Source organism: Agathobaculum faecis (assembly GCF_014287995.1).
In the GTDB taxonomy this organism is placed as follows: Bacteria; Bacillota; Clostridia; order Oscillospirales; family Butyricicoccaceae; genus Agathobaculum; species Agathobaculum ammoniilyticum.
This window is the reverse complement of sequence record NZ_JACOPL010000009.1, coordinates 1-15,040: the sequence shown is the minus strand read 5'-3', so window position 1 is coordinate 15,040 and position 15,040 is coordinate 1. Positions and strand designations below refer to the sequence as shown.

Sequence of the window (15,040 nt, the reverse complement as noted above, 5' to 3'; positions counted from 1 at the left end):
TGTCAATACCCCACAAAAGAATTCACCACTCATTTCAGGTTTTTGTAGAGCGTGCAGAATATTCATTTAATTTTTTGTTAACATTTTCACAGAGCGTCAATTTCAATATGCATTGTCACAAATTTATCATTTCATTCTTGTTTATTTTTCACAATTTTATCGCAAGATATTTCATAATTCGGTGAAACTACTCGTCAAAAAAAATTATTTTTGTTTCCGAATTTTAATCTTGAAAAAAACCGTTTGCTTGACAACTTTCCGGTATGTATTATAATGTCAGTGAGTGGTGGTTTCATTCCACGTTTTGATCCGGCGGCGCGGCCGCCGACGCCCTCCATCCTGTTATGTATGGAGGGTGTTTTCAAGCAGGTGGGAACGTTTCCGCCCAATCTGGTACCGCGGGCTGCGATACAAGCGATCTCCCTGCCTGTGGGCACAGAAAGTTCAATATTTTAAGGAGGTTTTGCTATGCAAATGACATTCCGCTGGTACGGCGAAGGCAACGACAGCGTTTCCCTGGCCGACATCAAGCAAATCCCCGGCGTTACCGGCATCGTATGGGCTCTGCACCATAAGCAGGCCGGTGAAATCTGGACGGTCGACGAGATCATGCATGAAAAGAAGATCATTGAGGACGCAGGCTTCAATATCGACGTCGTCGAATCGGTTAACGTACACGACGATATCAAGATCGGCCTGCCGACCCGTGATCAGTATATCGAAAATTACAAGATCACCCTGCGCAATCTGGCGCAGTGCGGCGTAAAGGTTGTTACCTATAACTTTATGCCCGTTTTCGATTGGACCCGCACCGACCTGTTCCACCCGCTGCCGGACGGTTCGACTGCGCTTTACTATGAAAAGTCGGTCATCCGCGAGGACGCCAAGGAAATGGCCGATTATATCCTCAAGGGCTGTAAGGGCTACACCATGCCCGGCTGGGAGCCTGAGCGCATGGCCCAGCTCGACGAGCTGTTTGAAAAGTACAAGCCCGTTACGAAAGAGAAGCTGTGGGAAAACCTGAAGTACTTCCTCGAAGCGATCATGCCGACCTGCGAGGAGACCGGCATCAAAATGGCCATCCATCAGGACGATCCCCCCTGGGACATCTTCGGCCTGCCGCGCCTGCTGGTCAACAAGGAAGCGATCGGCAAGTTCCTCAAAATGGTCGACCATCCGAACAACTGCCTGTGCCTGTGTTCCGGCTCGCTCGGCGCCAACGAGAAGAACGACATCGCCGACATCATCCGCTCCTATTGCGACCGCATCGCGTTCGCGCACGTCCGCAACGTCAAGCACTATGAAAACGGCGACTTCTCTGAGGTTTCCCACCGCGACTGCGACGGCGATGTCGGCATCCTGGAAATCATGAAGGCCTATCACGACTGCGGTTTCGACGGCTATATGCGTCCCGACCACGGCCGCCACATCTGGAACGAGAAATGCCGCCCCGGCTACGGCCTGTACGACCGCGCGCTCGGCATCATGTATCTGTGGGGCGTTTGGGACATGCTGGAGAAACTGGAAGGAGCTCATTAAGCAATGAAACTTTCTATTGCATCTTTGAAAGATAAGGAAGCCTGGAAGGGCTATACTCTGCCGGCGTTTGACATTGAGGCTGTCGCGGCCAGGACCAAGGCTGCGCCGACTTGGCTGCATTTCGGCGCAGGCAACCTGTTCCGTGCGTTCCAGGCGGCTGTGGCCCAGCACCTGATCGGGAGCGGCGACATGGACACCGGCATCATCACCTGCGAGAGCTACGACGACGAGATCGTGACCAAGTGCTTCCACAAGGTAGACAACCTTACGGTTGCCGTTACCCTCGAGGCCGACGGCCGCATTGAAAAGGAAGTCATCGGCTCGGTTGCGGAAACCACTACCCTGCTGCATGACCTTGATCGCGTCAAGGAGATTTTTGCCGCCCCGTCCCTGCAGATGGTTTCGTTCACCATCACGGAAAAGGGCTACTCCCTGCGCAACGCCAAGCAGGAGCTTGTTCCGGCTGCTGTGGAGGACATGAAGAACGGTCCCTCCGCCTGCAAGTCTTTCATGGCGCAGCTCGCCACCCTGCTGCTGCACCGCATGCATACCTGCGGCAAGCCGCTCGCCATGGTTTCGATGGATAACTGCTCGCACAACGGCGCGAAGCTCCAGGGTGCGATCATGGAATTTGTCGACGCCTGGAAGAAGAACGGCCAGATCTCTGATGAAGAGTATGCTTATCTGACCGAAAAGGTTTCGTTCCCGTGGTCGATGATCGACAAGATCACTCCCCGTCCGGCTCCGGAGATTGCGGACCAGCTCGAGGCCGACGGTCTGGAGGATATGCACCCGTTCGTAACCAGCAAGAACACCTATATCGCGCCGTTCGTCAACGCCGAGCGCCCGCAGTACCTGGTTATCGAAAACGACTTCCCGAACGGCCGTCCGGCGCTGGACAAGGCCGGCGTTATCTTCACCGACCGCGACACGGTTAACAAGGTGGAAATGATGAAAGTCTGCACCTGCCTCAACCCGCCCCAGACCGCGCTGGCGGTTTATGGTTGCATGCTCGGCTATACCTCGATCGCTAAGGAAGTACAGGACCATGAGCTGTACACCCTGATCGACCGTATGTGCCACATCGAGGGCATGCCTGTTGTGGTTGACCCGGGCGTGCTCAGCCCGAAGGCGTTCCTCGACGAAGTGTTTGAGACCCGCCTGCCCAATCCGTTCATTCCGGACACCCCGCAGCGTATCGCAACCGATACTTCCCAGAAGGTTTCGATCCGCTTTGGCAACGCGATCAAGAATTACGACGCGATGGGCCCCGGCAAGGCTGCCGAGTTGAAGTATATCCCGCTGGTTCTGGCCGGCTGGTTGCGCTACCTGCTCGCGGTTGACGACGAGGGAAATGCGTTCCAGTGCAGTGCCGACCCGCTGCTCGCCTCCCTGCAGGAAAAACTGTCCGGCATCGAGCTGGGCAAGGCGGACGACGCCGCTGTCGCCAAGCTGGAGCCAATCCTACACGACGCGTCTATTTTCGGCATCGACCTGTATGCCTGCGGCCTTGCGGATAAGGTCATCGGCTACTGGAAGGAAATGATGGCCGGCCCCGGCGCAATCCGGGCAACGCTCAAAAAGTATACTGCGTAAAAGAAATAAACAAAAGCTCCCGCACATCTGTGCGGGAGCTTTTGTTATCCATACCCATAAAAAAACACGGGCGCTTTGACGCCCGCGTTCATTTGTTATTCTTCCGCCGGAAGCGCTGCCAGCATTTGCTGTGCTTTCTTCGTCGGCCACAGCCAGTCCCGTCCCTTTTCAATCGTCTGCTCCAAATAAGCCCGCGCCATATTGATTTCTCCCTGTGACAGATAGACGCGCGCCAGCAGCAGGCTGGTATTCACCCGAAAGAGCGCGGTGGTGCCGTTGCGGACCAGTTCACGCAGGTATGCGTCATCCTGGCACACACCGGTCAGCGCGTCGTAATGGCACTGCAGGATACGCACATTCTCTGCATAGCGCTTCTGTGCCGCCTCATCCTGCCGCTCCAGCAGTTCGCGCATCTTGTCCAGGCATTCCTTGCCCTTTTCTGCGTTTTCCATCCGGAAATGAATCAGGCCCTTGTTATTGAGCATCAGCAGCGCCGCGCTGAGGCGTTCGCTTTCTTCCGTAACAACCGGCGCGCCGTCCAACAGGGCAAGCGCCTGATCGAATTCCCCGATCGCGGCATGGCCATCCGCCAGGTAAGCCCGAACCGTGACTTCGAGCGCGGGTGTCTTTTTCGCACGGGGCAGAAGCTTTTCAAACTTTTCCAGAAAGCGCTCAGGCTCAAGGTTCTGATACAGCCAGGCAAGCCGGTTCTGCAGGGCGCTCACCCCGTAGGACAGCGCCAGGATGTACAAAATTGCAAAGCCAATCACCAGAACAGCCAGCGCCAGCCAGAACGATATGCCCCGTTTTACCATATAGCCCGCCGCCGCCAACAGCGCAATACCGCCGACCGCCGGCAGAAGCATGTACTGCGGGAACAGCTTGACCAATTTCACCATAATGTAATCACTCCTAAACTCAACAGTTCTATTATACCGGTACCATGTTCAAATCGCAAGTCTTTTCATGCCTGTTTGCGACAATAACCCGTTAAAAAAGGCGGTGCAGCCGCAGCCGCCCGCCCTTTTGCAAGCATCTTTCCGTCCTACAAGGCAATATGGTGTGTTTTCCAGGGAGAATCCGGCTGACGGGAAGAAACCGGTCCCGTGCTGTCGCGCACGATCAGCTTTGCTTCCACGTCGATCACCCTTCCCTCCGGCGTCGGCGCCCCTTCGATCAGGTCCATCAGCAGGTTTACGCTAATCCGGCCTTTTTCCTCAATCTGCTGGCTGACCGTGGTCAGGCTTGGCGTCACCTGCTCCGACATTTGGATATTATCAAACCCGACAACCGAAATGTCCTGCGGAATCCGCATCCCGCGGTCATGAATGGTATCCAGCACACCGATCGCCATATAGTCAGACGCAACGAACAGCGCCGAAACATCCGGAAATTCGTTTAAGATCTGATTGGCGATCTGATAGCCCGAATCAATGGAGTTATACCCCTCGCGCACCATGCCAGGCAGGACCGCGTTCCCTTGCCGCGCCATACCGTCCAGATAAGCCCGGCGGCGCTCCTCGCTCGACGGCAGGAAGTGCGGACCGTTAATAAAGGCGATCCGCCTGTGTCCCAGCCCGAACAAATGCTGCATCGCGCTCAGCGCGCCCATATAGTTATCGATGCAGACCTGATAGACCTGCTGCGACGCAGGCGACTTCCCGATCAGCACCAGCGGCACATGATGCTCCAGCAGCTCGTTGATATACGGCGTATGCTCATAAAGCGGACTGATGAGCAAAAGGCCATCCACCCTTTTCTGCAGCACCGCGTCAAAGGCTTCTTTCATGTCCCGACAGCAGAGCATCAACGCATAGTATCCCCGCTTCGTCATCGCTTTAAGAATGCCGCGTTGAATCTCCATATAGTACTGGTTCTGAAAAACGTAATCGATATCGTGCGGCACAACCACGCCGATCGTTCGGCTGCGCCGCTGTGACATGCTGCGCGCGTAAGCATTCGGCTGAAACTGGTGCTCGCGTATCACGCGGAGCACACGCTCTTTTGTTCCCGGCAATACATCTGATTTATTATTCAGCACGCGAGAAACCGTTGATTTGGAAACGCCCGCCTCTTTGGCAATTTCCGTGATCGTCATACTTTTCTTCAAGACCACTATCTCCTTTTCCCCGCCTCTCTCTCAATATAATTATACAGGCTTGACAAGAGCCAATCAATATATGATTCCCTGCTGCGGATATTTTCGTCAAATTTACTCTGTTTTGTTATTATACTTTGTGCATATTCTATATATTTTCTCCAGTTTGCCGCAACTGCTACTTCCTTTTTTGATAAAAATGAGGTATACTATTCCCATATTATCCTTGGAGACAAAAGAGGGCTTTCCATTGAAAGAATACCACATCACATCCAATGACAGCGGGCAGCGCTTGAACAAATTCCTTGGCAAAACAGTTCCCCTGCTTTCCGGCGGGCAGATGCATAAATACCTGCGCCTTAAGCGCATCAAGATCAATGGGAAGCGCACCGAGGCCAGCTACAAGCTCATAGCGGGCGACGTGGTGCAGCTTTATCTGAACGACAGCTACTTTGACGCACCCCAAGAGGAGGATGCCTACCGGCATATTTCACACCCCCGCGTCCGTGTGGTCTATGAGGACAGCCATATCCTCCTTGCCGATAAGGCGCCCGGTATGGTGGTGCATGCGGACGAGCGCGGCGGCACAGATACGCTGATCGCCCATATTCAGGCCTATCTGTATCAGTCCGGCACCTGGGAGCCGTCCGCCGCCGCATCCTTCGCCCCCGCGCTGTGCAACCGCATTGACCGCAACACTGGCGGCATCGTAATTGCCGCGAAAACGGCCGAGGCGCTGCGTATCCTGAACGACAGGATCAAATCCCGTGAACTCGAGAAACGCTATCTGTGCGTTGTTCACGGCCGTCCACAGCCAGCCGAAGGGCTGATCGAAAACTATCTGCGCCGCGACGAGACGCGCAAGCAGGTCACCCTGCACAGCACACGCGTCCCCGGTGCCAAAACCGCGCGCACCCGTTACCGGACGCTCGCTTCCAGCGGCCGACTTTCCCTTGTCGAATGCGAGCTGCTCACCGGCCGCACCCATCAGATTCGGGCGCACATGGCCTCGATCGGCTGTCCGCTGTTAGGCGATGGCAAATACGGCGTAAATGAGCGTAACCGTCCTTACGGCGAATTCGGCCAAGCATTGTATGCCTATTCGCTGTCCTTCCATTTCCAAACGGATGCCGGCGCGCTTTCCTATCTGGATGGGAAAACCTTTACCGTGCAGGACGTCCCTTTCGTCCAAAAATATTTCCCTGAATACCACCTATAGCAAAGCAGCAGCCCACAGGCTGCTGCTTTGTTTTTTAATCGAAAATATTTTCCTTATACGTTCCATCCTCAATGGCCTGCACCGTTGCATCCGACAGGTTGCTGTAAACCATGCCGGGCTCCAGCGTGATGCCCTTGACCGCGGCCAGCTCGGAAACCGTAACGAACGCATATGTTTTGTCCGTGCGGCTCTGCAGCTCGTCAATGGCTGCCAACACGCCTGGCAGGGTACCCTGCCAGATATCGTGCATCAGCACGATATCGCCGTCCTCGACCTCGTTGATGATATGGTCTTTCACACTCTCCGGATCGGTCTTGGTGCTCCAATCCAGCGTATCAACGCTCCAGTTGATGATCGGCAGACCGAGCGCTTTCATCTGCTCCTTGACCGTGTCGTTGACGCCGCCGCCGACCGGACGCATGACCGTCGGCTTTTGGCCGGTATACGATTCGATCAATTCGCTGTTGGACTCCACCTCGTCGCGCACGGTCGCCGCGTCCAGATGTGTCAGGCGGCTCATCGGATGCGTCATGGTGTGGTTGCCCAGCTCATGCCCATCCGCAAGGTACTGCTCCATATGGCTGTGGAAGTCCTTGATGCGGTAGCCACACATGAAGAATGTCGCATGGACATTGCGCTTTTTCAGCTCCTCCAGAAGCGTTGCCGTGTAACCGTTCGGATAGGTGTCCGTAGCGCCGGTCGGCCCATCGTCAAAGGTCAAGGCAACATATACATCGGCCTCTGGGATATCTCCGCCGACCGCGTCGGTCAGCGCGCTTTTCATGGTATCGAGATATGCCTTCTGGCTGTCAAAGCCCTCCAGCGAGCCTTTTGTGAACGCAAAAGTACCCTCTTCATCCGCAAGGTCGGTATAGTTTCTGCCGACCAGCGCCGCAAACAGGGGCGCTGAAACATAGAAACGCCCGTTTTCATCCGTATGAACCTTGATATCGTCCCCCTTCACGCGGTCCCCGCCAACCTTGGTCTTGGCATTGTCCCGCACGGTGGACTGAATCCCGTCATAGTTGATCGTCCATTCGGCGCTCCCGTCAAACTCCGCGGTCCCGCCCAGCGTCGTAATCGCGGCCTTGAGCGGAACATAGCGCAGCCCATCCTGCTCGATCACGGCGGCGCCCAGCCGCTCCCCGTCCTGCACCATCTGCGCGGACTGCCCGCCCCGCACAAGCTTATCTGAGCCGACACGCATCAGCACACTGGTTTGCTGCAACGTCTGCTGAGACGGGCCAAGCTTTTCCAAAGCCTTCTCCGCGATCTCGTTCAGCTTATCCTCTTTCAGCTCTTTTTTGGATTTCGTGAGTACAACCAGATCTCCCTGCCCGCTTCCCAAATCATTTACCTGCAGGGACAACGCCCGGCAGAATTCCTTTGCCGGAACATACGCGGTCCCATCCGACAGGCGCGGTACCAGAGCCATAGTCTGCGCCGCCTCGTTCACGCGCAGCGATGTGCTGTCAATCTGCGCCTGTACCGTCAGCTTATTATCACTGACTGTGATCGTTTTTGTGGCCTGATCCCAAGTAAGGGAAAATTCAAGATTGTCACAGACCGGTTTGACCGGAACATAAGCATTCCCGTTCTGATCCCGAAACGGCGCCGCGCTGCCCAGATCGACCACATCATCACCCAGCAGCGCCTTGCCGTTATTCATTTGAAGCACCAGTTGATTCTGGCTTCCTCCAAAAATCGCGCCGGAAATTCCTTTCACGATATGAAACGCGACAGGGATCGCAATGACGATCACTAGAATCAATGCAATCAGCACACCCCAGTGGCTATTCCGGCGGCGTCGTCTATGACGGCGGTATCGAGACCGGTACGCCGTTTGATAAGACATGCCTCATTCATTCCTTCCTACCTAATATCAATTGCTACATACTACCAATACCGTATTATAACACATAACCCATGCAAAAACAGTTACAGTATCGTTACTATTCGCCCTTTTTCGACAGCACCGCGTCGGTTAAGAGCTGTACGCCCACTCCAAGCAGATGCGGTCCCACATACGCGCCCAGGGTACAGTCGATCTCGCCCTCCATGAAATTTTCAAAATCAGGTAGGCTTTTCTGCGCCAGGCTGCGGATCACCTTCAATTCCTCCGGCGCGTCCCCATGCGCGACAGCCAAATTGAAGCGTGCGCCGCGCGGCACCAGGGCTGTGGCCATTCGCACCATCTGATCGACCGCCGCTTTTCTCCCACGGATCTTCGCCACACTGATCAGTTCCCCGTCAGGCGCAAAGGAGAGGATCGGCTTGATCTGTAGCATTGTCCCCGCAACCGCCGTGATCTTGCCTACTCTGCCGCCTTTCTGCAGATATTCCAGCGTATCGACACAAAAGAAAACATGCGTTGCCCGCATCAAGGGCGGGATAGCCCGCAGCAGCTCCGGCCAAGTCCAGCCCTCCTCGATCCAGCGGGCCGCCTGTAGCACGGTCATACCTGTGCCAAGCGAACCGCTCAACGTATCAAAGGCGGCAATCTCTAGGCCCACGGTCTGCTCGCCGATCAGCCGGATCAAATTATGCGTCCCACTGAGGCCGCTTGAAAAATTAATTGCAAGGACCTTCGTATAGCCTGCCTGCCGGATGCGCTCCAAGGTATCTGACACCTGTCCCCCGTCGGGCAGCGTTGTCTTCGGGATCTCCTTTTTGAGTCGGCGATACACCTCAACGGCACTAATATCCACGCCATCGGCATATTCCCCATCAGAAAAGATGAGCTTGAGCGGCACGACAAAAATACCGTATTTGCGGATATCCGCCTGCGGAATATCCGCACAGGAGTCGGTAAGCAAAGCGATCTTCTGTTGATTCATAACTCCTCCTGCTGCTTAAAGTTCCTCGCCCGCGCTCCAATTAATCAAGTGCGGCGAAATTGTCTTTCTGCGCTCCTGCGGCGGGACGACCTTCACGCCGAAAAAATCATACCATTGGCCACACGCGTCACACTGCCAGGCGGTCGCTTCCGTTTCATCCATAATATAAATCTCGTTACCACATTCACAGGCCAAAATCGTCATACAGGATACCCCTTTCGATATCACGCCCTCAAAATATTGTATATAGTATATCACACTTCTAACACGAAGTCATCCACAGTATTCCCAAATAAGAAAGCCCCGCCGCACAAAGCAGCAGGGCTTTTTGGAGCTGTTGATCAGAGTTGAACTGACGACCTCATCCTTACCAAGGATGCTTGAAACCGCTATATATTAGGGTAATTTTCGTATAGTGACGGTTAAGGTGACGGTATTCCCTGATTATATCCAGAATACAGTCTGTATTGTAAACGCACATTTTGTCGTATACTGGCGGCAAAGGAGCGAACCATATGGCAGCCGAGTTAAACCAGCGCCAAAATATTTCCGAGGTTTTCGGCAAGAATGTACGACGGTACAGGGAGCTTGCAGGCATCAGCCGTTTCCAATTCAAAGCGGAAGCCATGATAGATGACCGTCAGATCCGCGACATCGAAAACGGTACGCACAACCCTACCCTACTTACAATGGAGCGAATCTCCGATGCACTTGGTATTCCGCTTTCCGTGCTGTTATCCGAAACGCCGGAGAAGACTACCTTTCCCCTTTCCGTTTACCAGCAGGGTTTTGACCAGCTCTCCCCATCCATGCAATCGCTTCTTCTTTCCATCCTACGCGACTTTATGGCCAGTGGCCTGCGCGAATAGTATCTGAGGCGATATTTCATGGAACTGGAGCAGTATCAACGGAACGCGCAGCACCTATTACTGCAATTAGGCTTACATATAGGGCGGCGGCAGGGGCTGTACCTACTCACCGCCCTGTGCTTGATTCGCGAACGGCCCGAACGTCTCCAACTTGTTACCAAATGGTTATACCCTGATGTCGCGGCTGTCTGCCATACTACTTATACGGCAGTCGAACGTGGATTGCGCGCAGCATGCGATAATCTTTGGTACTGCGAGAATTATGATCTATTGATTAAAATAACTTACTTTGATCGAGACACACGCCCCAGCCCCAGCTTGATGCTGGCATATCTATATCAGTACCTCTTAGCAAAGTAGTTTCTATAATAAAATTTGTCAAGCCCTTGTGGTTTGATATGCAGGGCGACCGCTCACATGATGTCTTGTCGGGACAGTGGGTGGTCGCTTTTCATTTGCTGAGTTCTTCCGAAATCTTTTCACGCAGCCAATCTGACCGCGTTTTCCCTTGCGCTGCAATCTTTGCGTCCAGTTCATCCAGTGTGTCGCGTTCAATCATTACAGCAAACATTTTCAGGGTTTCTCTTCTTTTCCGAAAATACTCAGCCCTGCTTTTGGTAGCCACACACAGCACCTCCTTTGTGTAGCTGAATACAATATAGCATGTATTTAACTACACTGTCAAGAGCCTTTTTCAAAAAAAGACTACCTTATTAAGTAAGGCAGTCTTCTAAATTCAAGTATTTTCTTCTAACTCAATTTTACCCATCTCATCCTCGAAGGCTTTGATGTGCTGACGCAGCGCCCAATGGATCTCGCCTGCTCTTGTCCTTCCCCAGTACGATGCAATATAATCCAGCTTATCGCATATCTCACGCGGCAGGCGCAAAGTAAATTTAACCTCGTCAGTCGATTTCATTCTATACACCTCTTGCAATTAGTCTGCTTTAATGGTATTATGAAAATACCTTTTAGGTGTTTATCAGATACCATATAGATACCAATATATTTTAAGAAGGGGGATAGACCTACCAAACAAACCATCGTCTGCTCCGCTCTCGCGGCGGTAATCTATGATAAAAGGAGAAATATAAGGATGAAAAAAAGCATATGTCTGTTGATCTCGTGGATTCTGGGGGCGCTGTATTCTATCTATGTTGTTTCGTATTTCTTTGGCAATATGTTTTCCCAGTCCGATCCAGCCGTCATACTCGGTGCCGGCATCGCCACCGCGCTTGTCATGCCGCATATGATTCTCACCGTTCTGGCAACGATTTTCAACATCCTCGGCTGGGCAATGAGTAAACGCGGCTTTGCCCTCACCGGTGCGATTCTGTACGCTGTCGCCATTATCGCTATGCCAATCTATTTTTTCGGTGTCATTGTGCAGATGGTGCTTTCATTCGTTGGCTTTGCAAAGTTGAAAAAACACCAATTGAAAAGGAGTGACTAATATATTACCCCTCCGGCTGTACTCCGGAGGGGCTTTCGTTTAACTATTCCAAATATTCTTCATCGGTATCCATTTTAGTTTGGAGCCAATCGACGTTGTCCGTATACTTATACTCTATCTTTTTTCGGCATAGGTCTAAATCGAATATGTACATTCAAACAACTGTTACACATTTATAAAATCGGAGTTTTCAGTTGACAAATTCACCTATTTATGAGATACTGTTTACACGATTCAATGTCAACGCAGTCAAGAACAACGGAGGATCATAATGACAGATCTTGAGATTACGCAGTTATTTAACCCCTCAGCTTTAATGAAAATAAACGAATCCGTACAACGAGCATACGGGTATGCCGACATATATATTCAGGATATGGACATTCTACATCTTCCATCTGCAGCCCCCGCGCGTCAAATAGTTCGCAATCTTTCTGTGGATCTTATGCTCGAACGTGATTGTACATCTGGTCGACTTCCTATGAAGTATAAATATACTAATAACCTCGCCAATAACTGCAAACATATTGAGCTTTTTTACGAGGGAAAAATTCTTACCCATAGCTCTGTAGATAAAAACATCCTTCCCAGAAAGTCTATTTTCCGCAAGAGCTATGCCAGCACAAATCAAATAAGTTTGGATGACCCTGAAGGTCATTTAACTTTTTTAGCACCAAGCTTTGGCGTAATTACCCATCAGGTTTGTTTTGCCAAGGAGCGTTCATGCACTGTGTGTCTAGTCATTCCTGATAATGATTATGGACATGCCTGTAATCAGATCCCACTGCATAAACTTTCTAAGCCTCTTATGATTGCTAAGCCCTCTGCCGATTTTGAAGACTTTAATTTCGAACTCAAAAAACGTGTTGCTGAAGAAGATATTTATAATGCAACTTGAATACTTTGCACAAATGCGTTATTATCTTAAGGGGGATTTTGAGTTATGATACGTTCCAACCTTTATGCGTACCCCCAGCGGATCACAGAAGCACGCGAGGCACGCAAGTATAATATGACGCAATTGGCAGATTTATTGGGTGTCACAAAGCAAGCGGTGTCCAGGTATGAGTTAAATTTATCACACCCTAGCAATTCAGTAATATCAAAAATGGCGGAAGTCTTGGATTTTCCCGAAAGATTCTTTTATAAGCCGAGTCATGCCGAATCGACTGATAGTACTATTTTCTTTCGTACTTTTAAATCCTCTGAAGCAACCGAACGTAGCATGATTCAAGTCAAATGTAGGTGGACTAGTGAGGCTTATTCATACTTGAACAGATATGTCAAAATGCCTACTCTCAATCTCCCTCCAGTGGAGTTTCTTATTAATAAGACTTTCCTGTCAGATTCTGATATTGAAGAAATTGCTCGTATAACGCGCCAGCATTGGAAACTAGGTTCTGGTCCAATCGACAATTTGACATACGTTATGGAGAAAAACGGAATTGTAATCTCAGGTTCTCCTATTGATGGTGACAAGACAGATGCTTGCTCTATGATAAGCAATGGAACTCCCATTGTTTTCTGTAATAAAAATTTGCGTTCTGCATGCAGAATACGATTTAGTTTGGCTCACGAACTAGGACATATTCTTATGCATAGTCACGTCACCAAAGATGACATTAAAAATGCAGAATTTCTAAAGGGTATTGAGTCTCAGGCTAATCATTTTGCAAGTGCCTTACTTTTGCCAGACGAAACTTTTTCTGCCGATATACGATCTCTATCGCTTAATTATTTTGTTATGCTTAAGGAAAAATGGCGTACCTCCATTGCTTCGATGATTTATCGGTGCAAGGATTTGGAGCTTATTGATCCAAATACCTATGAAACTATGTATCGTCAACTTTCATACAAAAGATGGCGCAAAGTCGAACCTCTTGATGATGCTATCCCTATAGAACCACCAAAATTATTGAAGAGTGCAATAGAATTTGTCACAGAAATAGGGAATATTAGTAAGCAGCAAATAATCCACGATTTCTGTTGGGAAATTAGGGATCTTGTAGAGATTTTTGGAACTGCACCAAGTTTTTTCAATGAGGAATCGGACTTTCGCCCACATTTACAACTGCTATAAGCGTATGATGCCCCCTCCGGTTGTGTACCAGAGGGGGCTTTCCGCTTACTTATTCACTTCCATCGCCGCACGATACGCAACGATCGCCGCCTGCAGCGCCTCATGGCGCATGTTGATGTCGTCCGGATTATCCGCCGTGCCGCCGTTGATCGCGCCGCTGTCCAGCATCTCCCGTACCTTCTGCTTCCAGTAGTCCGGCACGTCGCTAATCGTCTTGTACAGCGGGTTTATCTTGTCGTACATCGCCTCAAATTCTGCTTGTGTCACGGTATCGTCCTCCTCATCCTGTACCGTTTTGCCGAAGCCCTCGGCCACGCCGTCCGCAATGGCCTTTGCGATAGCGTCAAATTTTGCGCCATACAGCGCCATGTCGTCCTTATCGTCGATAAAACACGTCTCGACGAGCGCATGGCTCACGCCGCGCTTAAACACATGCTTGAGCACGGCAAGCCCACTTGAGTACTTGATGCCGCGATTGGTAAAGCCCAGCGCACAGACGCGCCGCAGGATCGCCTGCTCCACGCCTACGCCCTGCTCATTCGTATGCACAAAGATCTCCGTACCCGTCGTGCGGCCGTTGCCTTTCAGGTCATTTGCCGCGCTGTTCAGGTGGAACTCCAGCACATAGGAGATGCCGGAAAGCGGCAGGCTGCCGCCCTGCGTCACCACCTTGTAAGCGTCCCTGCTCTGGTCGTACAGCGCGACCTCAAAGCCGTAACTCCGCAGCAACGGCGCAACCGCGTCCGCCATGCGCCGCGTCTCCACCGCCTCCGTATAGCCGCAGCCAACCGCGCCGCTGTCATATGGCGTGCCGCCGTGTCCGGCAATCAAAAGGATTTTCAAAAAAATCACCTCAGTTTCAATCTACAACAAAAAGCCCCACCTTGACACAGGCGGGGCTTGTGGTATAATATCTATACAAAGGGGCACTGTCGGCAGACGGCTGACCCGAGGTAATTGCTACAAAGTAGCCGCTAACTCTTGGTCGGAGGGGCGGCTACTTTGCATATGTAACAAAAATGTGTAACAAGATTGCTGCACATATTGAAATCCTTGCGAATCTCAAGCCCATATGCACCACCCCTTTCTCAAGGAGTGGTCAACCGCCCGCCGCTGGGAACGACAGCGCCCGACATATTATACCATCGCACGCCGCCCTGTGTCAATTTGCCGCCATCGGGCGGCCTTTATTTTGCTTTTCTCGCTTCTCTAAGCGCTTTATCTGCCTCAATCGCCGGTGCTGTAAAGCTGTTGTTTTTCCACCACGCCACTACTGCGGCGATCACAGTCCATAGCGTCGTCACAATGGTTTCCACCTGCGCGTCCTCAATTGGCAGCACAGCGATACC

17 protein-coding genes are annotated in these 15,040 nt (G+C 51.6%); 8 read left to right on the top strand and 9 right to left on the bottom strand.

Annotated elements, in window-relative coordinates:
- The first annotated feature begins 468 nt into the window (after nucleotides 1–468).
- Both uxuA and H8S45_RS10410 read left to right on the top strand, forming a co-directional pair.
- Entirely contained in the window at nucleotides 469–1,539 is a 1,071-nt protein-coding gene (gene uxuA, locus H8S45_RS10415; protein ID WP_054327274.1) for a mannonate dehydratase, read from the top strand.
- A 3-nt stretch (nucleotides 1,540–1,542) separates the two neighbouring features.
- The gene (locus H8S45_RS10410; protein ID WP_054327273.1) at nucleotides 1,543–3,135 is read left to right on the top strand and encodes a mannitol dehydrogenase family protein; all 1,593 of its coding nucleotides are present in this window, start codon (nucleotides 1,543–1,545) and stop codon (nucleotides 3,133–3,135) included.
- Between the two features lie 95 nt (nucleotides 3,136–3,230).
- On the opposite strand, the gene H8S45_RS10405 is transcribed toward H8S45_RS10410, so the two are convergent.
- Complete coding sequence (locus tag H8S45_RS10405; protein ID WP_054327264.1) at nucleotides 3,231–4,034, bottom strand: hypothetical protein; 804 nt, start codon at nucleotides 4,032–4,034, stop codon at nucleotides 3,231–3,233.
- A gap of 146 nt (nucleotides 4,035–4,180) precedes the next feature.
- Nucleotides 4,181–5,245: a LacI family DNA-binding transcriptional regulator gene (locus tag H8S45_RS10400; protein WP_054327263.1), complete on the bottom strand. Its 1,065-nt coding sequence runs from the start codon at nucleotides 5,243–5,245 to the stop codon at nucleotides 4,181–4,183.
- Nucleotides 5,246–5,483: 238 nt separating this feature from the next.
- On the opposite strand from H8S45_RS10400, the gene H8S45_RS10395 reads away from it, so the two are divergent.
- On the top strand, nucleotides 5,484–6,452 hold the full coding sequence (locus H8S45_RS10395) for an RluA family pseudouridine synthase (protein WP_186950045.1): 969 nt from the start codon (nucleotides 5,484–5,486) through the stop codon (nucleotides 6,450–6,452).
- A 34-nt stretch (nucleotides 6,453–6,486) separates the two neighbouring features.
- Here the strand turns inward: H8S45_RS10395 and H8S45_RS10390 are convergent, their stop codons facing one another.
- From H8S45_RS10390 to H8S45_RS10380, 3 genes are all read right to left on the bottom strand, one after another.
- A complete protein-coding gene (locus tag H8S45_RS10390) occupies nucleotides 6,487–8,307 on the bottom strand; it encodes a polysaccharide deacetylase family protein (protein ID WP_082397103.1) in 1,821 nt (606 codons plus the stop codon).
- A 97-nt stretch (nucleotides 8,308–8,404) separates the two neighbouring features.
- Nucleotides 8,405–9,289, bottom strand: a complete 885-nt coding sequence (locus H8S45_RS10385; RefSeq protein WP_147574143.1) for a DegV family protein — start codon at nucleotides 9,287–9,289, stop codon at nucleotides 8,405–8,407.
- A gap of 15 nt (nucleotides 9,290–9,304) precedes the next feature.
- On the bottom strand, nucleotides 9,305–9,493 hold the full coding sequence (locus H8S45_RS10380; RefSeq protein ID WP_054327261.1) for a hypothetical protein: 189 nt from the start codon (nucleotides 9,491–9,493) through the stop codon (nucleotides 9,305–9,307).
- A gap of 311 nt (nucleotides 9,494–9,804) precedes the next feature.
- Here H8S45_RS10380 and H8S45_RS10375 point away from each other — a divergent pair, with 311 nt between their 5' ends.
- Nucleotides 9,805–10,158, top strand: a complete 354-nt coding sequence (locus tag H8S45_RS10375) for a helix-turn-helix domain-containing protein (RefSeq protein WP_186950042.1) — start codon at nucleotides 9,805–9,807, stop codon at nucleotides 10,156–10,158.
- An 18-nt stretch (nucleotides 10,159–10,176) separates the two neighbouring features.
- On the top strand, nucleotides 10,177–10,518 hold the full coding sequence (locus H8S45_RS16870; RefSeq protein ID WP_186950040.1) for a sporulation initiation factor Spo0A C-terminal domain-containing protein: 342 nt from the start codon (nucleotides 10,177–10,179) through the stop codon (nucleotides 10,516–10,518).
- Between the two features lie 91 nt (nucleotides 10,519–10,609).
- Here H8S45_RS16870 and H8S45_RS10365 read toward each other — a convergent pair whose 3' ends face one another.
- A complete protein-coding gene (locus tag H8S45_RS10365) occupies nucleotides 10,610–10,783 on the bottom strand; it encodes a ribbon-helix-helix protein, CopG family (protein ID WP_330603197.1) in 174 nt (57 codons plus the stop codon).
- Between the two features lie 111 nt (nucleotides 10,784–10,894).
- A complete protein-coding gene (locus H8S45_RS10360; RefSeq protein WP_186950038.1) occupies nucleotides 10,895–11,077 on the bottom strand; it encodes a hypothetical protein in 183 nt (60 codons plus the stop codon).
- A gap of 177 nt (nucleotides 11,078–11,254) precedes the next feature.
- Here H8S45_RS10360 and H8S45_RS10355 point away from each other — a divergent pair, with 177 nt between their 5' ends.
- From H8S45_RS10355 to H8S45_RS10345, 3 genes are all read left to right on the top strand, one after another.
- Nucleotides 11,255–11,611 (top strand): hypothetical protein, encoded by a 357-nt coding sequence (locus tag H8S45_RS10355; RefSeq protein ID WP_186950036.1) that lies wholly within the window; start codon nucleotides 11,255–11,257, stop codon nucleotides 11,609–11,611.
- A 271-nt stretch (nucleotides 11,612–11,882) separates the two neighbouring features.
- Nucleotides 11,883–12,509, top strand: coding sequence for a hypothetical protein (locus H8S45_RS10350; RefSeq protein WP_186950034.1), 627 nt, complete (start codon nucleotides 11,883–11,885; stop codon nucleotides 12,507–12,509).
- 45 nt (nucleotides 12,510–12,554) lie between these two features.
- Nucleotides 12,555–13,691 (top strand): XRE family transcriptional regulator, encoded by a 1,137-nt coding sequence (locus tag H8S45_RS10345; protein ID WP_186950032.1) that lies wholly within the window; start codon nucleotides 12,555–12,557, stop codon nucleotides 13,689–13,691.
- A 45-nt stretch (nucleotides 13,692–13,736) separates the two neighbouring features.
- Here the strand turns inward: H8S45_RS10345 and H8S45_RS10340 are convergent, their stop codons facing one another.
- Nucleotides 13,737–14,534 (bottom strand): N-acetylmuramoyl-L-alanine amidase, encoded by a 798-nt coding sequence (locus H8S45_RS10340; protein ID WP_186950030.1) that lies wholly within the window; start codon nucleotides 14,532–14,534, stop codon nucleotides 13,737–13,739.
- 344 nt (nucleotides 14,535–14,878) lie between these two features.
- Complete coding sequence (locus tag H8S45_RS10335) at nucleotides 14,879–15,031, bottom strand: phage holin (RefSeq protein WP_330603198.1); 153 nt, start codon at nucleotides 15,029–15,031, stop codon at nucleotides 14,879–14,881.
- Nucleotides 15,032–15,040: the final 9 nt, after the last annotated feature.